The 17657-nt window shown below is 70.0% G+C and carries 16 protein-coding genes; 10 read left to right on the top strand and 6 right to left on the bottom strand.

Translation table 11 applies throughout. From position 1 onward, the window contains the following. On the bottom strand, positions 1-1067 hold a 1067-nt coding region (locus RBS60_RS15165), incomplete at its 3' end, for an IS481 family transposase (protein ID WP_374049291.1). 416 nt (positions 1068-1483) lie between these two features. On the opposite strand from RBS60_RS15165, the gene RBS60_RS15160 reads away from it, so the two are divergent. Next, the gene (locus RBS60_RS15160; RefSeq protein ID WP_307958407.1) at positions 1484-1630 is read left to right on the top strand and encodes a hypothetical protein; all 147 of its coding nucleotides are present in this window, start codon (positions 1484-1486) and stop codon (positions 1628-1630) included. A gap of 65 nt (positions 1631-1695) precedes the next feature. Continuing rightward, the gene (locus RBS60_RS15155) at positions 1696-2121 is read left to right on the top strand and encodes a MarR family transcriptional regulator (RefSeq protein ID WP_307958406.1); all 426 of its coding nucleotides are present in this window, start codon (positions 1696-1698) and stop codon (positions 2119-2121) included. 52 nt (positions 2122-2173) lie between these two features. Here RBS60_RS15155 and RBS60_RS15150 read toward each other — a convergent pair whose 3' ends face one another. Next, positions 2174-2752 (bottom strand): DUF2249 domain-containing protein, encoded by a 579-nt coding sequence (locus tag RBS60_RS15150; protein ID WP_307958405.1) that lies wholly within the window; start codon positions 2750-2752, stop codon positions 2174-2176. Positions 2753-2770: 18 nt separating this feature from the next. Here RBS60_RS15150 and RBS60_RS15145 point away from each other — a divergent pair, with 18 nt between their 5' ends. Both RBS60_RS15145 and RBS60_RS15140 read left to right on the top strand, forming a co-directional pair. Continuing rightward, positions 2771-3439 carry an alpha/beta family hydrolase gene (locus RBS60_RS15145; protein WP_307958404.1) on the top strand — a complete coding sequence of 223 codons (669 nt, stop codon included), beginning with the start codon at positions 2771-2773 and terminating at the stop codon, positions 3437-3439. A gap of 56 nt (positions 3440-3495) precedes the next feature. Continuing rightward, positions 3496-5055 carry a sialidase family protein gene (locus RBS60_RS15140; RefSeq protein WP_307958403.1) on the top strand — a complete coding sequence of 520 codons (1560 nt, stop codon included), beginning with the start codon at positions 3496-3498 and terminating at the stop codon, positions 5053-5055. A gap of 60 nt (positions 5056-5115) precedes the next feature. On the opposite strand, the gene RBS60_RS15135 is transcribed toward RBS60_RS15140, so the two are convergent. After that, on the bottom strand, positions 5116-6858 hold the full coding sequence (locus RBS60_RS15135) for a SulP family inorganic anion transporter (protein WP_307958402.1): 1743 nt from the start codon (positions 6856-6858) through the stop codon (positions 5116-5118). 58 nt (positions 6859-6916) lie between these two features. On the opposite strand from RBS60_RS15135, the gene RBS60_RS15130 reads away from it, so the two are divergent. The 5 genes from RBS60_RS15130 (at position 6917) to metE (ending at position 14645) form a co-directional block, all read left to right on the top strand. Then, the gene (locus RBS60_RS15130; RefSeq protein WP_374049290.1) at positions 6917-8335 is read left to right on the top strand and encodes a phytoene desaturase family protein; all 1419 of its coding nucleotides are present in this window, start codon (positions 6917-6919) and stop codon (positions 8333-8335) included. 9 nt (positions 8336-8344) lie between these two features. Then, positions 8345-9490, top strand: coding sequence for a methyltransferase (locus RBS60_RS15125; RefSeq protein ID WP_307958400.1), 1146 nt, complete (start codon positions 8345-8347; stop codon positions 9488-9490). A 252-nt stretch (positions 9491-9742) separates the two neighbouring features. Continuing rightward, a complete protein-coding gene (locus RBS60_RS15120) occupies positions 9743-10951 on the top strand; it encodes an ROK family transcriptional regulator (protein WP_307958399.1) in 1209 nt (402 codons plus the stop codon). A 315-nt stretch (positions 10952-11266) separates the two neighbouring features. Continuing rightward, the gene (locus tag RBS60_RS15115; protein ID WP_307958398.1) at positions 11267-12214 is read left to right on the top strand and encodes a methylenetetrahydrofolate reductase; all 948 of its coding nucleotides are present in this window, start codon (positions 11267-11269) and stop codon (positions 12212-12214) included. Between the two features lie 28 nt (positions 12215-12242). Further along, positions 12243-14645 (top strand): 5-methyltetrahydropteroyltriglutamate--homocysteine S-methyltransferase, encoded by a 2403-nt coding sequence (gene metE, locus RBS60_RS15110; RefSeq protein WP_307958397.1) that lies wholly within the window; start codon positions 12243-12245, stop codon positions 14643-14645. Between the two features lie 78 nt (positions 14646-14723). On the opposite strand, the gene RBS60_RS15105 is transcribed toward metE, so the two are convergent. Genes RBS60_RS15105 through RBS60_RS15095 form a run of 3 tightly spaced genes read right to left on the bottom strand, consistent with a single transcriptional unit; the run spans position 14724 to position 17047 of the window. Further along, a complete protein-coding gene (locus tag RBS60_RS15105) occupies positions 14724-15227 on the bottom strand; it encodes a DUF2004 domain-containing protein (protein ID WP_307958396.1) in 504 nt (167 codons plus the stop codon). 53 nt (positions 15228-15280) lie between these two features. Next, positions 15281-16090 carry a DUF72 domain-containing protein gene (locus tag RBS60_RS15100; RefSeq protein WP_307958395.1) on the bottom strand — a complete coding sequence of 270 codons (810 nt, stop codon included), beginning with the start codon at positions 16088-16090 and terminating at the stop codon, positions 15281-15283. 60 nt (positions 16091-16150) lie between these two features. Beyond that, positions 16151-17047 (bottom strand): LysR family transcriptional regulator, encoded by an 897-nt coding sequence (locus tag RBS60_RS15095; RefSeq protein ID WP_307958394.1) that lies wholly within the window; start codon positions 17045-17047, stop codon positions 16151-16153. A 357-nt stretch (positions 17048-17404) separates the two neighbouring features. Here RBS60_RS15095 and nrdH point away from each other — a divergent pair, with 357 nt between their 5' ends. Beyond that, entirely contained in the window at positions 17405-17653 is a 249-nt protein-coding gene (gene nrdH, locus RBS60_RS15090) for a glutaredoxin-like protein NrdH (protein ID WP_307958393.1), read from the top strand. The last annotated feature ends 4 nt before the right edge of the window (positions 17654-17657 follow it).

Genomic DNA, 17657 nt, shown 5'->3' with positions numbered 1-17657 from the left:
TCGGCGAGGATCTCGCCGGTGCCGTGCTCGATGGCGGTGGCCTCGGCGTCGTGGACGAGCAGGATGATGCGTTTGTGCCTGTGGGCGCGGCCGATGCCGAGGTGACGGAGGCGTCCCGCGTGGCGGAGGGTGACCTTGCCGTCGGCGTCGACGCGGTCGGTCCGGACGCGGAAGTGTGCCCCCTGGGCGGCGGCCGCGGGGCCGGCCTTGGGGGTCTGGGCGTAGGCCTCGGCGGGTGTGTGCCTGCCGAGCGCGCGGTGGGGGCGTTCGTGGTTGTAGACGTGGCGGAATCTGGTGAGCTGGTCGTTCAGGTCCTCGATGGTCTGGGCCGGAGGCTGGCTGTGGAGCCATTTCTTCAGGGTCTGGTGGAAGCGCTCGATCTTGCCCTGGGTCTGGGGGTGGCCGGGGGATCCGTTCTTCTGGACGATCCCGAGCCCTGCGATGAGGCTCTCGAAGGCGTTGCGGCCTCCTTTCCCGCCGGCCAGGCGGGTGGTGTAGACCATGCCGTTGTCGGTCAGGGTGCTGGCGGGCAGGCCGTGTTCCTGTGCGGTGTCCAGGAAGGCGTCCACGACGATGGCGCCGGTCGTCCTGGGGTGGGCGGTGAGGTGGAGCAGGCAGCGGGAGTGGTCGTCGAGGAAGTCGATGATCTCGGTGTCGGTGCCGTCGGCCAGGTGCCAGTGGGTGAAGTCGGACTGCCAGGTCTCGTTGGGCTGGGCCGCGGCGAAGCGTCGCAGGGAGGACTTGGGACGCTTGTGGGGTTCGGGGGCGACCGCGCCGGCGGCCCGGAGGATGCGGTGGATGGTGGTGCTCGCGGGCACCGGGAGGCCCTCGCGTCCGAGATGGGCAGCGATGGTCTCGGCCCCGGAGTCCAGGCCCTTGGCCTGCAGGTCGGCGCGTAGGACCAGGATCCTCTCCTGAACGTTGGCCGGCGTCTGCTGCGGGCTGGTGCGGGGCCGCCGGGAGCGGGCCTCGAGGCCGGCCTCTCCTTCGGCTGCGTGGCGGGCGATGAGTTGGTGGACCCATTGGCGGCTGATGCCGTACCGGCGGGCTGCTTCGGCCTTGGACAATCCCACCCTCCAGGACTGCGAGGACGATGACCTTGTTCTTCGACATGGCAGAAGCCCAATGGGCGAGGTGTCAACGATGTCCCGCGACATGCCGGAAGGCGTCAACGATGTCCCGCCACAGCAGTCCACTGTCACCTGTCAACGATGTCCCGCCACATGCGTCAACGATGTCCTGACATCACACACCCTTACCTCCACCATATGAAGAGGGCCGTCCGTCAGGGCGGCCCTCTTGGCGTTGGCGCCCCCACTTGGGGCAGGGTTTGCAGGCCTTTCACCCGCCGTTCGCTTGGAGACGGGCCGCGCGCCCAGTGTGACGCGCGTGTGCCGGGTGCCTCGCGTGCGTTCCCTACACTGGCGGTGCCCGGGCCAGTAGAGGACGAGACGAGAACCGCTCCATCGAGAGGGAACACGCCGTGAAGCTCACCGAGTACATCGACCTTGTCGAGGATCTGGCGTCCGCCATCCTCGACGGCGAGGCCGCCGCGGCTGCGAGCCTCGCCCAGATCGTCAAGTCCGCGGGCCGGGAGATCCGGACCCAGACGCTCCAACCCACGGACTGAGGTCCCTAGTCCCTGCGGTCGGCGCGGCGCATAGTGGTGTCGACGACTGACTTAGGGGGATCGCCATGCACAACACCCAGGACACCCAGAAGCCCATCGGATTCCTGCTCAAGACTCTCGACAGGCTGCTTGAGGAACGCTTCGATGAGGCGCTCGAACGGCACCGCCTCAGCCGTCGGCAGTGGCAGCTCCTGAACGTCCTCGCGGACACCGAAGCGACGGTGGCGCAGCTCGACGAAGCCATCGCGCCATTCCTCGACACGCCAACCCAGGAGACCTCCGAGCGTCACCTCGAACCACTGCTCGGCGGAGGGCTCGTGGCCGAGAAGGCGGGCGTCTACCGCTTGACGGACCTGGGCCGGGTCGAACTGCACGGCGCCCGCGAGACCGTGCAGGGCATCCGGGATATCACGGTCAAGGGACTTGAGGACGGCGAGTACGACCGCACAGTGCGCGCGCTTGAGGCGATGATCAGCAACCTCGCTGGGTGAGGTTCCTCGGGCCACCCGTCTGATCGAGGGGAGCGCGCGGTCCGCATCGGGTTCAGGGGCGCGGCGTCAGGCCGAGCCCCGACTTGCGCTGGTGCACCGAGAGGTAGCGGAGCCCGAGCGCCCCGGCGGTGAACTGCCGCCGCGAGCGCCGGGGGAGCCAGACGAGGGCCCCGGGTGAGAGCGGGACCTCGCCCCCTTCGGTGGCGAGCGTGCCGCTCCCCGAGATGACATGAAGGAGCACATCGAGATCTGGTCCCACGTGCTCCCCGATCGTCCCATGGGGCGGCAGTGCGATGACGTTCGAGTCAAGGTCCCGGTTGCCCATGGTGAGCCGGAAGACAGCACCCGACGCGTCGGCGTCGTGCGCCTCCGCGAGGGCGAGCGTGTCGGCGACGACGCGCGGTAGGGGAGTGGCGGCGGTCCGGGTGACCCGGAGCCGCCACTCGGGTCCGCGCTCGAGGTATTCCCACGAGGAGGCGCCGTACTGGTCGCTGTCGAACTCGGCCCTCAGCGGCGCCGGGTCGTGGTTCGTGATGAGGATGAAGGATTCGCCCACCCCGAGGTTCGCGAACGCGGCGAACACGGCGCGATGCCGCTGCGGCTTCGGTATTGGCCTGACGTCGAGGTCCATGGACGGCAGGATAGTCTCATGACCCCCCGCGGCGAACCTCTCACGATCCACACCCCGTCCGGCGACGTCTCCGCCGTCTACTCACGGCCCGAAGCGGCTGAGGCGACCGTCGTCGTCGCGCACGGCGCCGGAGCGGGCATGGTCCATCCGTTCATGGTCGGCTTCTGCGAGGCACTCAACGAGCTCGGGATGGCCACTCTGCGGTTCAACTTCGCCTACATGGAGGCCGGCAAGCGTGTGCCCGACCGCGCGCCCAAGGCGATTCCGGTATGGCAGGCCGCCTTCGAGGAGGCACGACGGCGCTCGGCCGGGGAGCCGCTGTGGGCTGCGGGGAAGTCGTTCGGAGGGCGGATCGCCTCGATGGCCGTTGCCGAGAGCGCCATGGATCCCGCCGGCCTCGTGTTCCTCGGCTACCCGCTCCACCCGGCGGGTAAGCCGGAGAAGCTCCGCGACGACCACCTCTACGGACTCAGGCTGCCGATGCTGTTCCTCTCCGGCACGCGGGATACCCTCGCGACCGCCGAGCTGCTCGACGCCGTCGTGGCGAAGCTGCCCACGGCGACACTCGCGTGGCAGGAGGGCGGCGACCACTCCTTTGCCGTCAAGGGGGCGAAGCGCACCCCGTACGAGATCGGCGCATCGCTCGCGGAGCCGACAGCACAGTTCATCACGGGGAACCATCGCTGAAGACGTGGGCCCCAGTCCCTTGCGCGAGTGCGGCCACGGGTGGTCATCTGGTGTGCGTGGACGATCCGCTCTCGATCGTCCTCCTTTCCGGGCGCACCATCCACCAAATGATCGGCTTCCCTGACAAGGAGAACGCAGTGATCCATCAGCATTTCCGGTACGTGGCAGCTCTCACCCTCTTGCCTGCCGCGCTCCTGCTCACCCCCTCCGTGGCCTCCGCGGCAACGGCCACCCCGCCGGTCACGGCCAGCGGGACAAGTCCGTTTGCCACGTGCACGCTGGGCGCCGCGCCTGGCGCTGTGAATTACCCCAACGCCGAAGTAGAGCCCTGGGTGGCGGTCAACCCGACCAACCCGCGCAACATCATCGGCGTGTGGCAGCAGGACCGCTGGTCCGACGGCGGTTCCCACGGCCTCGTGGCCGGCTACTCCACCAACGGCGGCAAGACCTGGAACGAGACGGCGCAGCCGTTCAGCGCCTGCGCCGGCGGTCCCGCACGCTACGACCGGGCCTCGGATCCGTGGGTGTCCATCGGCCCCGACGGCACCGCGTACTCGGTGTCGATCTCGTTCCAGGGCGTCGGCTCCGACAACGCCGTCCTGGCATCCACGTCCACCGACGGTGGGGCAACGTGGACCGCTCCGAAGGCGCTGATCGAGGACCTCGGTACGTCCCAGTTCTTCAACGACAAGGAGTCCGTCACTGCGGATCCGAACACACCCGGCACCGCCTACGCCGTGTGGGACCGTCTGGTCTCCCCGACCGACAATCCCCGCTCGGCCGCCCACGCCGCGGCCTACACCGGCCCGACGTACTTCTCCAAGACGACAGACGGCGGGAAGAGTTGGAGCCCGGCCACTGCGATCGTCCCGACCGCCCAGAACCAGCAGACCATCGGCAACCAGATCGTCGTCGATCCGCGGAACGGAACGTTGTACAACGTCTTCGACCTCATCCTCGGCACAGGCAAGAACGGCGTCGACCAGCTGCACGGGACGAACGTCGCCTACACCAAGTCCACGGATGGCGGAACGACGTGGACGGCGCCGCAGGTCATCGCCCAGCTCAACACGGTGGGCGTCACTGATCCGAATACGGGCGCGGCCGTGAGGACGGGGGACATCATCCCCGAACCCGCCATCGATCCGGCCACTGGCCAGCTCTACGTGGTGTGGCAGGACTCGCGGTTCAACGGTGGGCACTATGACGAGGTGGCCATCTCGACGTCGGCCGACGGCGGGGCGACCTGGAGCGCGCCCGCTCAGGTCAACGCGCCGCACGGTGCTCCGGCCTTCACACCCAGCGTGCGTGTGGCCAACGGCACGGTCGGTGTGACCTACTACGACTTCCGGAGCCTCGCGGCCGGGAACACGAGCACGCTGCCGACTGACTACTGGTTCACCTCCTTGCCCGCGGGCGGCGTGTCCTTCGGCAACGAGACTCACCTCTACGGGCCGTTCGACATGATGACGGCGCCCAATGCCCGTGGCTTCTTCACGGGCGACTACCAGGGCCTCGCCGCCATCGGAGCGCAGTTCGGTTCGCTCTCCGTTCGCGCGAACAGCGGGAGCACGGACAACCGGACGGACGCCGTGTTCACGCGGGTCACGCCCTAACAGCGCGGCGACCGCCTGGCAAGGGGCTCCCGTCGCGACGGGAGCCCCTCGCCAGCCCAGTCAGCCGGGGTCCCGGTCCGCCCGCAGCGCGCGGACCGCGGCGCCCACGGTCGGGTAGAAGTGGTCGACGCCGAACCGGGCGCGGGTGCCGAAGCGCACGAGCCGGTCCTTCATCGGTCCCTTGAGCTCGGCGAAGACGAGCTGGATTCCGCGCTCGGCGAGCCATTCGTCGAGTTCGATGAGATCGTCGAGAGCCGTGGTGTCGATCCCCGTGATTGGCTCCGCCGCAAGGACCACATGGGTCACGGGACGGTCGGCGGCCTCGACCAGTGAGCGCAGATAGGCGGTCAGGACGGAGCCGTTCGCGAAGAAGAGCGGTGCGTCGAACCGCGCGAGGATGAGCCCCGGGATGCGCTCTCCCTCGGGGTGACGAGAGAGGTCGTGGTAGCCCGGGACCTCCTCGAGGTGCCCCAGTTCGGCCCGGTAGGGGGTGAACGCCCGCCGGATGAACTCCAGGAGCGCCAGTCCGATCGCAACGAGGATGCCGGGAAGCACGCCGACGGTCGTTACGCCCGCGAACGCCGCGGCCATGAGCACGGTCTCTGTGGTGCTCATGCGCCCGAGCCGGAGGATCGCCTTGACGTCGATGAGCCCGAGGACGGCGGCGATGACCACCGCGGCGAGGGCCGCCGTCGGAAGGTACGCCGTAACGCTCGGAGCGAGGAGCATGAACGCGGCCACGAGCACCGCAGCCACGACTCCGGCGAGCTGGCTGCGCGCTCCGGCCCCGAGTGCGACGGGAGTGCGGGAACCGCTGGCCGAAACCGGGAACCCGCCGAAGATGCCCGCAGCCACGTTCGAGAGCCCGATCGCGGCGAGCTCGCGGTTGCCGGACACGTCACCGCCGTACTTGGCTGCGAGGCTCTTGGACAGGACCCCCGAGTCCGCGAACGTCATGAGCGCGATGCCGGCCGCCGGGGCGAGGAGTGCGCCGACGTCTGCGGCAGTGACGCCGCCGAGGGACGGCGTGGGCACCCCGGTGGGGAGGGCCCCTGTCACGGCCATCCGCTGGTCCAGACCTGCGGCCCAGGTGACGAGGGTGGAGAGCGCGACCGCAATGAACACGCCCCCTAGCCGCCAGCCCAGGGCCTGGCTGCCCCAGATGATCGCAAGGCATCCCGCACCCACGCCGAGCGCCGCCGGATTCAGGCCGCCGACCGCTCCCGCCGTCGCGGCGAACCGCTGCCACGGCGTCTCGCCGTCGGCCCGTACCCCGAGCAGGAGCGGGACTTGCGAGGACACGACCACGACAGCGAGCCCGCTCAGGTACCCGAGCCTGATGGGACGCGAGAGGAGCTGGGTCACAATGCCGAGGCGCAGGACGGCGCCCGCGATCATGATCGCCCCCATGAGCACCGCGAGGAGACCCGCGAGCGCAACCGCCCGGACCGGGCTACCGGCGCTCAGGGGGAGGACGGCGGCCGCGATGAGCGGCGCCAGCGCAGAGTCGGGGCCGAGCACGAGAACCCGGCTCGGGCCGACGATCGCGTAGACGATCATGGGCACGACCGTCGCGTAGAGACCCATCACCGGCGGAAGTCCCGCAGCCTGGGCGTAGGCCATGCCCGCCGGGATCAGCAGCCCGAACAGCGCCGCACCGGCCACGGCGTCGTCCCTCAGCCACTTCGCCTCATAGTGCCTCAGCCAGGGCGCGAGGGGGACCCACCCGGGCAGGCGTCCGCGCGGCGTCGTGCGCCGAGGCGTCCGCAGCCCCGGCGGCTGACCGTCTGCGGTGCCGTCCATGCTGGGATCATGTCGCGCACCGGCGCATCGCGCCAGTGCCGAGTGGCAGGATGGGAATGTGAGCAGTGCAGTGGTCGTGGGGAGCGGGCCCAATGGGCTTGCCGCCGCGGTGCATCTTGCTGCCCGCGGAGTGACCGTGCGCGTCCTCGAGGCCCAGGAGACATTCGGTGGCGGGTGCCGCTCGTCCGAGCCCACCCTGCCCGGCGTCGTCGCGGACGACTGCTCGGCCTTCCACCCGCTCGCCGCGGCTTCGCCGTTCCTCGCCGGCCTCGGCCTCGAAGCAGAAGGACTCCGCTGGCGGTGGCCGGAGGTCCAGCTGTCCCACCCGCTCGACGGCGGCCGTGAGGGCGTGCTCTGGCAGGACCTCGACCGGACGGTGGCGGGACTCGGCCGGGACGGGCCTGCATGGGATGCGATCGTCGGCCGGACTGCCCGGGACTTCGCCACCCTTGTGGGCGAAGTCCTCGCGCCGCCCGTCCACAGGCCCCGTCATCCCTGGGCGCTCGCCAGATTCGGACTCGACGCCCTATTGCCCGCCACCCTCACCGCGCGCCGATGGCGCGACGACGAAGCCCGGGCACTGTTCGGCGGCATCGCCGCGCACGCGTTCGCCCCGCTCTCGGCACCCCTGACCACCTCCGTGGGACTCGTTCTCGCGGCGACCGCCCACGCGGTCGGCTGGCCCGTAGCCGAGGGCGGTTCGCAGTCGATCACGGCCGCGCTCGCCCGCCGGCTCGAGAGCCTGGGCGGTTCGATCCAGACGCGCACCACCGTCACGTCCATTGGAGAGCTCGACGGCGCGGACCTGGTCCTGCTCGATCTCGCGCCGGCCGCGGCGGCCCGACTGCTCGGACCGAGGCTCCCCGCGACGACCGCCCGGGCGTACTCGCGCTTCCGCCGCGGGCCAGCGGCGTTCAAGGTCGACTTCGCAATCGAGGGGGACATCCCCTGGACATCCGAGAACGCGCGCCGAGCCGGGACGGTCCATCTCGGGGGGACTTTCGAGGAGATCGCACGGGCCGAGGCCGACATCACCCGCGGCAGGATGCCCGCCCGCCCCTTTGTGTTGGTGGGCCAGCAGTACCTCGCAGACCCCACGCGCTCGCGGGACGGCATCAACCCCATCTGGTCCTATGCCCACGTCCCCCACGCCTACGCCGGCGACGCGACCGAGGCCGTCATCGCCCAGATCGAGCGCTTCGCTCCGGGGTTCAGGCGGCGCGTCCGCGGCGTTGCGTCCCGCGGCCCGGCCGCCCTCGCGGCCCACAACGCCAACTATGTGGGAGGGGACATCGGTACGGGAGCCACCACGGGCCTCCAGCTCATCGCGCGTCCCGTCCTCTCCCCGAACCCCTACGCGACCGGCGTCCCCGGGGTATACCTGTGCTCGGCCGCGACCCCGCCCGGACCGGGGACCCACGGGATGTCCGGCTACCGCGCCGCGGGCGCCGCTCTCGACTGGCTCTCCCGCCGCTAGGGTGGACGGGTGCACGACGACGACCTCCACCTTCCCGGCTTCGCCTTCGAGGCGCTGCGACGGTTTCCCGACGTCGAGGCCGAGAACCTCCAGGCCTTCGACGCCACCGACCGGCTCCTCGGGGAGCGCGGCCTCGACGCATCGGGCATCAGAGGGCTGACGGGCCGCGAGATCGCCGTCATCGGCGACGCCTATGGCGCCATTACCCTCCAGCTGGCCGCGAGCGGCCTTACCGGGATACGGGTCCACCAGGACCTCGTGACCGGACGCGCCGCGCTCGCGGCCAACGCGGACGCGCTGGGCCTCGCCGGGTGCTCGGAGCCGCATGGGCTTGATGCCGGCCTGCTTGCCGGGGCCCGTCTCGTGCTCGTCCAGCTGCCCCGCGGCCTCGCCGAGCTGGAGGAGATCGCCGACGCCATCGCGCGGTGGTCCGCGCCCGACGTCGTGCTCGTGGCGGGCGGCAGGGTGAAGCACATGACGCTCGCCATGAACGACGTCCTGAGGACACGGTTCGCCGATGTCAGCGCCGGGCTCGCTGTGCAGAAGTCGCGTCTGCTGACCGCAGCCGGCCCCCTTCCGGTTCCCGCCGCTCCGCCGTATCCCGTCTGCGAGCGGCATGATGACGTGGACCTCACACTGTGCGCCCACGGCGGGGCCTTCGCCGCGTCCCGTCTCGACATCGGCACGCGGTTCCTCCTGAGCTTCCTCGACCGGATCCCGGAAGGCACGGCAGTAGACCTCGGGTGCGGAACCGGAGCGCTCGCGGCCGCCTACGCACTCCGCCACCCTGGGGCGCAGGTCATCGCCACCGACCGCTCGGCGGCGGCCGTGCGCTCGGCGCGCGCGACGATGGACGCCAACGGTCTCGCCGGGCGGGTGGTCGTGGAGCACGACGACGCCGGCGCAGGCCTGGCGGAGTCCTCGGCCGAGGTCGTGCTCCTCAACCCGCCATTCCACCTCGGGGCAAGCGTGCACCAGGGAGCCGGCCTCAAGCTCATCGCCGCGGCGGGCCGGATCCTTCGGCCAGGCGGCGAGCTGTGGTGCGTGGCGAACCGCCACCTCGACTACCGCACGGCGTTCCAGCGGGGCGTGGGCCGCACGGACGTCGTGGCACGCAACCCGAAGTTCACGGTGACGCGGTCGGTGCGGCGCTAGCCCGATCGGGATTGCCCTTCGAAGCCATTGACCAGGCGATGTACAGGCGGAATCCGCTGCCTTTGGCGTGAGAGTCGACCGCCACAGACACGCTACCGCGGCGGAGGCGAGAGCTCCGTGCAGTATCTCCAGATGAGAGAGATATCCGGGGCGAGAGGGTAGCCTGATTCCTGACCCGCAACCGTCAGCCGAGAGGACCCAGTGACGGAGCCACGCCAGCCCGCTGCCCGGAGAGGCACGAATCTTCCCCGCATGGGGGACTTCAACCTCACCGTCATCCTCGACGCCATCAGGCGCTCCGAGTCGGGACTGAGCCGCGTCGAGCTCGCCCAGATCGTCGGGCTCTCGCCCCAGACCATCTCCAACATCTCACGCCGGCTCCTGGACCAGAAGCTCATCATGGAAGCCGGCAAGGAGGGCTCCGGTCCAGGGAAGCCGCGCACTATTCTCCGTCTCAACCCTCGCGGCATGTACGCGGTGGGCGTACACCTCGATCCGAGCATCATCACCGTGGTTCTCCTGGACCTCGTCGGTGCCATCGTCACGAAGGACACCTTCGCCACGCCCCGGAGCCACGAGCCCGAGGAGGTGGTCGCGGCGATGGCGGCCAGCGTGGGCCGGCTCATAGACGGCTCGGGCGTTCCGCGTGACCTCGTGGCGGGCGTCGGCGTCGCCGCGCCGGGACCCATCGACCTGGACCGGGGCGCGGTAGTGGGGGCCCCACTCCTGGCGGGCTGGGACGATGTCCCGCTCCAGTCCATGGTGGCGGAGGCCACGGGGCTCGAGACGACGATAGACAAGGACGTGACGGGCGCGGCCGTCGCCGAGTCCTGGACCGGCGGCCCGGGCGGCACTGACTCGTACGCGTTCTTCTACCTCGGTACGGGCCTTGGCTGCGGCCTCGTGCTCAACGGCGAGGTCTACCGGGGAAGCTCGGGCAACGCTGGCGAGATCGGGCACATCATCGTCGATCCCGACGGTCCGGAGTGCTTTGACGGCTGCGGCATGCGCGGCACCATCGCTACGGCCCTCGAGCCCCCGCGGATCGTCGGCCGTGCCATCGAGACCGGGATCCTCGAACCGCTCGGGGCCGACCCGACGGCGGCAGACTTCCAGGCGGCGTTTGCCCGGCTGAACGCATGTGCCAGCGAAGGGGACCAGCGCGCCGTCGAGATCCTTGCCGCGGCCGCGCGCAAGATGGCGTGGGCCGCCGCCGTAGTCGGCAATCTGCTCGACGTCGAACGGATGGTCTTCGGCGGGCCCTTCTGGGAACCCGTCGCCGACTTCTGCCTCTCGGTCATGCCGGACATGGTCAACGATCTGCTCGCGACGCGCGGGATCTACCGGATCCAGCTCACCGCGACGAGTCTGGGCGAGGATGTGGGTGCCGTCGGCGCCGCATGCCTCGTGCTCGACCGCGCGCTTGCGCCGCGGGCCGAACGCCTTCTGCTCGGCGGATAGCGGCGCCGCTGCTCTCTTCGACGGGTGTCACATTCCGTCACGCCGGGAAACATTCGCCCACAGGCTTGAAGCGCCCCTGCCCCGATCCCTAGGCTCGTACTCAAGTTGCTTCTGCAACGTGTCAGCGATCCCCGCTTCGGGGATGTGGGTGCCCCCGTGAGGGCCTGACATTTGCCGCAGGGAGCTTCACTGTTCCGTAACGCCAGCCGCGGCGGCGTGGTCGGTCTGTGAGTCCTGCGATCCCTTTCTGAATCCTGCCCTGGACCAGCCGTATCCCGGCTTGGCTCCGGGCGGACTGGACCGCCAAGGACGCAAATGTCACCGCCAACCCTCTTAGAGGCACCGTCGCCACAGGCCACGGCGCCGGTAGCCCTCTCCTATGAACTCTTTCCGCCCCGCAGCGAGGCTGCCTCGGCGACTCTGTGGTCCACGATCCGGCAGCTTGAGGCCACGGATCCGGACTACGTCTCCGTGACGTACGGGGCGAGCGGGTCCAACCACGACACCGCGCTGGATCTGGTCGACCGGATCCAGCTCGAGACGACGCTGAGGCCTCTCGCACACCTCACGTGCGTCGGCGGGACGCCGGAGGAGCTGACTTCAGTGGTCAACGAACTCCTCGACCGCGGCGTCCGGGGAATCCTTGCCCTGCGCGGGGATGCTCCCCGCAGCGGTGCCCCCCAGGGTGCCCTGCGGTACGCCCAGGACCTTGTCGAGCTCATCCGACGGGCCGAGGGCCGCCGCTGCGCCCAGTTCGCGGCGGGGAAGGTCGCGATCGGCGTCGCGGCGTACCCAACGAAGCACCCCGAGTCCCCGAGTGAGGGCCACGACGTCGAAGTGCTCCTGGCCAAGCAGCGCTCGGGCGCCGACTTCGCCATCACGCAGGTCTTCTTCCGCGCCGAGCAGTACGGATCCCTCGTGCACCGGGCCCGGAGGGCCGGCGTCACGATCCCGATCATCCCTGGAATCATGCCGTTCACGAGCCTGCGCCGTATCGAGAAGCTCTCTGCGCTCTCGGGCGTCGCCGCCGACCCCGCGCTGGTTGATCGCCTGCGCTCGGCCGGGGACGACGACGCGGCAGCCCGACGGATCGGCACCGACGCAAGCGTCCGTCTGGCCCAGTCAGCGCTCGAGGCCGGCGCCCCGGGCCTTCACCTCTACACGTTCAATGAGCATGCTGCGGCCCTCGAGGTCCTCGGACGGCTCGATCTCCCGCGGCCCAGCCGGCCGCTTCTCGCCGCGCGCCACCACACCGCGCTCTGACCCCTCACGACTTCTCAAGGACAACACCATGACTGCACAGCACGCCTCTGCCCTCTTCCCGTCCGCAACGGTGCTCGGCTACCCGCGCATCGGTCGCCGCCGCGAGCTCAAGAAGGCTGTCGAGGCCTACTGGTCTGGCAAGATCAGCCAGGCCGAGCTCCAGGGGGCCGCGGAGGCCATCCAGCTCGCCACGGTCGGTCGCCTAGCCGAGCTCGGGCTGACCGGACCGTCGGCGATCCCGGGCACCTTCTCGCTCTATGATCAGGTCCTCGACACGCTCGTAGCCGTGGGCGCCGTCCCGAGCCGTTTCGGCACGCTGCACGACGCCGGCGGCCGCCTGGGCGTCGACGCCTACTTCACGCTCGCCCGCGGCAACGCCGAGCAGCAGCCGCTCGAGATGACCAAGTGGTTCGACACCAACTACCACTACCTCGTGCCCGAGATCGGCCCGGAGACGGAGTTCTCGCTCTCGTCCGAGCGCGTGGTCGAGGAGTTTGCCCTCGCCAAGGCCCACGGCACCGTGACCCGCCCGTACCTCGTGGGACCCGTGACGTTCCTGGCTCTCGCCAAGGCCTCCGACGGTGCGCCCGAGGGCTTCTCGCCCCTGAGCCGCCTCGACGACATCCTCCCCGTCTACACCCAGCTGCTGGAGAAGCTTGCCGCCGCCGGCGCCGAGTGGGTCCAGCTCGACGAGCCTGCCCTCGTGGCTGATCTGGCGACGCCCGCATCCGAGCTCAGCGCCGCCGTCGGTCGCGCCTACGCGGCGCTCACTGCGGGCGCGGTCGGTGCGCAGCGGCCCGCAATCCTCCTCTCCGCGCCGTACGGCGGGCTGGGCGAGCAGACGGCGGCGGTCGCCGCGAGCGGGGTCGAGGCCGTGGCGCTCGACCTGTTCAAGGGTGCGCTGCCGTCCGATGCTGAGCTCTCTGCCTGGGCTGCGCAGTTTGCAGGCAAGACGGTCGTGGCCGGTGTCGTGGATGGGCACAACATCTGGCGGAACGACCTCGCGGCGTCCGCGGCGAAGCTCGACTCGCTGCGAGCCGCTGGGGAGCGCCACGGCTTCGCCATCGCCGTCTCGACCTCTACCTCGACGTTCCACGTTCCCCACGACGTGGACGAGGAAGTCCAGCTCGATGCAGAGCTGCGCAGCTGGCTCGCGTTCGCCGACCAGAAGGTCCGCGAAGTTGCGACCCTCGCAGACCACCTCGCCGACCCGGCCTCAGCCAAGGGCGCGATCGAGGAGGCCACCCGCGTCATCGCGACGCGCGCCCAGGCCCCCGGCGTCCGCCGCCCCGAGGTGCGTGAGCGCACCTCGGCTCTCACCGATGCCGACTTCTCCCGTTCCGACTACGCCGTCCGCACCCAGGCGCAGGGTGCAGTTCTGGACCTCCCGCCGCTGCCTACGACGACGATCGGCTCGTTCCCGCAGACCGCCGAGGTCCGCGGGGCCCGTGCGCGACTGAACCGGGGAGCTATCGACGCGGCCGAGTACGAGCAGCTCATGAAGGACGAGATCAAGCGCGTCATCGAGCTCCAGGAGGAGCTCGGCTTCGATGTGCTCGTCCACGGCGAGCCCGAGCGCAATGACATGGTCCAGTACTTCGCCGAGCACCTCGACGGCTTCGATGTGACGGTGCACGGATGGGTCCAGTCCTACGGATCGCGCTGCACGCGCCCGTCCATCCTGTGGGGCGACGTGTCGCGGCAGGCTGGCCCGTCCATCCTCTGGGGCGACGCGTCCAGCTGCTCGGCGATCACGGTTCCGTGGGCTGCGTACGCGCAGTCGCTGACCGAGAAGCCGGTCAAGGGCATGCTCACGGGCCCGGTCACGATCCTCGCGTGGTCGTTCGTCCGCGACGACCAGCCGCTGGCCGAGACCGCCAACCAGGTGGCGCTCGCGCTGCGCGACGAGATCGCCGACCTCGAGGCCGCTGGGATCAAGATCATCCAGGTCGATGAGCCCGCCCTCCGGGAGCTGCTGCCGCTGCGCCGGGCCGACCAGGCTGCCTACCTCGACTGGTCCGTCAAGTCCTTCCGGCTCGCGACCGCGGGAGCCGCGGACGCGACGCAGGTCCACACGCACCTGTGCTACTCGGAGTTCGGCGTCATCATCGATGCGATCGACGGGCTTGACGCTGATGTGACGTCCATCGAGGCCGCCCGCTCCCGCATGGAGGTCGTCAACGACCTCGAGTCCCATGGCTTCGGTCGCGGGGTCGGTCCGGGTGTCTACGACATCCACTCGCCGCGCGTCCCCGGCCAGGGCGAGATCGAAGAACTGCTCGCGACCGCCGTCGAGCACGTTCCCGCCCGCCAGATCTGGGTCAACCCGGACTGCGGCCTCAAGACGCGTGGCTACGAGGAGACCGAGGCCTCGCTGCGCAACCTCGTCGAGGCCACCAAGGCGGCCCGCGTTGGGCTGACGGTGGTCTGACGACCGGACGGCACCGCAGACACCGCGACGCCGGCCCGTTCATCCGGGGCCGGCGTCGCGGTGTCGTTGGCGGGGGCGTCAGTCCCAGACGACCTCGTCGTCGACGACGCCGTCGGAATCCGCCGCCGCGATGAGCACCTCGTCCGTGAAGCCCTCGCCGAGCGTGAAGTCGAGCACGAAGTACCGCTCCGGCTGGCCTGGGAAGATGCCGACATGCGCGAGCCGGAGCGCGCGGAGGAACACCTCCGTGGTGATCTCTTCGGGGCTCTCAACCCCGAAGACCTCCTTGGCTTCGCCGTCGTGCAGGTTCTGGCAGTGGAACCGGCGGTACTGGCCCGCTGGGCTCTCTTTGTCGTCGAGTTCCTGCGCGATCAGCTCGCGGGCGGAATCGACGAGCTCGGGGAGGAAGCGGAGCCGGTAGTCCACCTTGTGCAGCGCCGCCTCATCGAGGTGGTCCTGATCGGTGATGTTCAGATCGAGCTCCACCGGCGCACCACCCAGCGTGAAGCGGCCGGTCACGGCCCGGCTCGACGCTGGCGCGAGGGCTATTTCACCGAAATGCTGGCTGATTGCCGTCTCCATGACAGAACGATAGCCCGCACCCCGCGTGGCAGGCCAGCATCCGTTGCCGGTGGTCAGTGCAGCCGGCCCAGAAGCGCGACGGCGTCGTGCGGCGCGCGCCCGTCCACGTCGTTGTCGAAATAGACGTACGCGTCCCGCCCGGCCGCGAGCCATCCTTGGACCCGGTCCGCCCAGGCGTCCAGGGACCGGTCCGAGTAGCCTCCGCGGTACAGCGCCGTTTCCCCGTGCAGCCTCGCATAGCGGAAGGCCGCCGTGTCGGCATCGACTTCCGGCCAGCTGCCCGCCCCATCCGAGAGGGCTATGCCGACACCTTCGCGCTCGAACAGCTCGAGGGCCTCTGGCGCGCCGAAGCTCTCGTGCCGTGGTTCGAGAGCGTGAAGGATCACGCGATCGGACCTCGATGCGGTGAGGGCCTCGGCGACCTTGGAGTCGTGCCGCGCAGCGAGCTCGGCGGCTGCGCGGGTCGAATGGGGGAGGAGGCGCAGGAATGGGGCCAGCAGGCCGCCGTCGAACGCCATGCGGGCCGGAAGCTGCCAGAGGATAGGGCCGAGCGCGTCATCGAGTGCAAGGACGCCCGAGGCGAAGTAGTTCGCGAGGGCCGTTTCGACGTCCCGCAGGCGCTTCATGTGGGTGACGAACCTGCTGCCCTTGAGGGCGAAGACGAATCCGTCCGGGACGGCGGTCCGCCATGCCTGGTAGGTGGAGGGGCGCTGAAGTGAGTAGAAGGATCCGTTGACCTCTGCAGAGGTCATGTGCCGGGCGAGGTAGGCGAGCTCGTCGGCCTGCCGGAGCCCGGGCGGGTAGAAGTCGCCGCGCCAGTGCTTGTAGCGCCAGCCGGACACTCCGATGAACGCGCGGGCCATATCCGCAAGGCTAGCCTCCTGTGCCAAGTGGCAGCATCCCTTGCTGTGCGCCGTCCGTGGCTACCTGAGCGCCTCGGCCACGAGGTCGAGGAACAGCCGCGTCGGCGTGTCGAGGGCACCCCGAGGCCGCAGGGCGAAGATGTTCCGCGCAAGCCGGATCTCGGGAACGTCGACGACCACGACGCCGGGGGGCCTCGACCGCAGCGCGAGCCCGGGGACGAGCGCCGCGCCCAGCCCGGCCGAGGCGAGGCCGAGGCTCGCGTTGAAGTCGTCGCTGTAGGCCACGACGCGGGGGGCGAGCCCTACGCTGGCGAAGAGTCTGTCGATCACCGTCGCGTCGCCGGTACCGGGATGGTGCACGATCCATGGCATGCCGCCGAGCTGGTCCGCGGTGACCTGTGCGCCGTCTGCGATGCCCCACGACTCGGGAAGGACCACGTGGAAGGGATCATCGCCCACCCACAGCCGTTCGGCCGTGTGCGGCCAGGCGAGACCGCTCTGGCCCACCTGGTAGACGAGGACGACGTCGAGGTCCCCGCCCTCGGCGAGGCGCCGGACCGTGTCGCCCGGCTCCGCGACCGAGACGTGCAGGTCCAGCCCGAGGCGCCGCCAGCCCTCGCTCCTGAGCACACGTGGGAGCACGTAGGTCGCGAGGCTCGGGAAGATGCCGAGCCGCAGTTGCCTCCCGGCCGCCTCGGCAGCGCGCGCCGTCGCGGCCTTGAGCGCGTCGATGTCTGTGAGGACCTTGGCCGCGTGGCGGACCATGACGAGCGCAGCGTCGGTGGGCTCAATGCTGCGCGCCGTCCGACGGAACAGCTCGACGCCGGTATCGCGCTCGAGGGCGGACATCTGCTGGGAGACGGCCGACGGCGTGTACCCGAGATGGGCGGCGGCCGCGGCGAACGAGCCGAGCCGGACCACCTCGATGAGGGTTGTCAGGTGGACGGGATTGACCACACGGGCTCCTTCCTGGGCCGGGCCCGCCCAGACTACGACACGCCGCGACACGCCGTGAGATGAACGACACGCAAAGTTTCGCTGACTGTGGGCACGGAGGTCCACAGGCTGTGGACAAACGCGCCCGATCCGCAGGAATACGGGGGTCGCGGCGGTGCATTAAGTGTGTGGAGTCTGTGGACTGAGAGCCTCAGTAATGACATACTTGTAAGACAACATCTTGGGGTCCGCGGCTGGGGCATGCACTACATGTAGTATCGAGGGCACCGAGATGCTCGAGACCCGAGGGGCGGCTGTCGGTGCGGCAGCGGCGAACGCCCCGGCCGGGGAAGCTTTTGAAGGATGGGGTTGGGAATCATGAACGTCACGGTCTACACGAAGCCCGCGTGTGTGCAGTGCAACGCGACCTACCGTGCCCTGGACAAGAAGGGCATCGACTACAGGAAGGTCGATGTCACGCAGGATCCGGAGGCCCTTGAGCGGCTCAAGGCCATGGGCTACCTGCAGGCGCCCGTCGTCGTCACGGACCGCGACCACTGGTCTGGCTTCCGGCCGGACAAGATCGCGGCGATCGCTCAAAGCGCATCCGCCGCGTCGGTGGCCTGAGCCG

Origin of the sequence: Sinomonas sp. ASV486 (assembly GCF_030908215.1) — a bacterium.
GTDB lineage: Bacteria > Actinomycetota > Actinomycetes > Actinomycetales > Micrococcaceae > Sinomonas > Sinomonas puerhi.
This window is presented reverse-complemented; position numbering and strand designations above follow the sequence as displayed.

Bases quoted from the DNA above. Each gene is read 5' to 3' on its own strand.
- RBS60_RS15155 (WP_307958406.1), top strand. From the start codon at position 1,696: ATGCACAACACCCAGGACACCCAGAAGCCCATCGGATTCCTGCTCAAG.
- RBS60_RS15150 (WP_307958405.1), bottom strand. From the start codon at position 2,752: ATGGACCTCGACGTCAGGCCAATACCGAAGCCGCAGCGGCATCGCGCC.
- RBS60_RS15145 (WP_307958404.1), top strand. From the start codon at position 2,771: ATGACCCCCCGCGGCGAACCTCTCACGATCCACACCCCGTCCGGCGAC.
- RBS60_RS15135 (WP_307958402.1), bottom strand. From the start codon at position 6,858: ATGGACGGCACCGCAGACGGTCAGCCGCCGGGGCTGCGGACGCCTCGG.
- RBS60_RS15120 (WP_307958399.1), top strand. From the start codon at position 9,743: ATGGGGGACTTCAACCTCACCGTCATCCTCGACGCCATCAGGCGCTCC.
- RBS60_RS15115 (WP_307958398.1), top strand. From the start codon at position 11,267: ATGTCACCGCCAACCCTCTTAGAGGCACCGTCGCCACAGGCCACGGCG.
- metE (WP_307958397.1), top strand. From the start codon at position 12,243: ATGACTGCACAGCACGCCTCTGCCCTCTTCCCGTCCGCAACGGTGCTC.
- RBS60_RS15105 (WP_307958396.1), bottom strand. From the start codon at position 15,227: ATGGAGACGGCAATCAGCCAGCATTTCGGTGAAATAGCCCTCGCGCCA.
- RBS60_RS15100 (WP_307958395.1), bottom strand. From the start codon at position 16,090: ATGGCCCGCGCGTTCATCGGAGTGTCCGGCTGGCGCTACAAGCACTGG.
- nrdH (WP_307958393.1), top strand. From the start codon at position 17,405: ATGAACGTCACGGTCTACACGAAGCCCGCGTGTGTGCAGTGCAACGCG.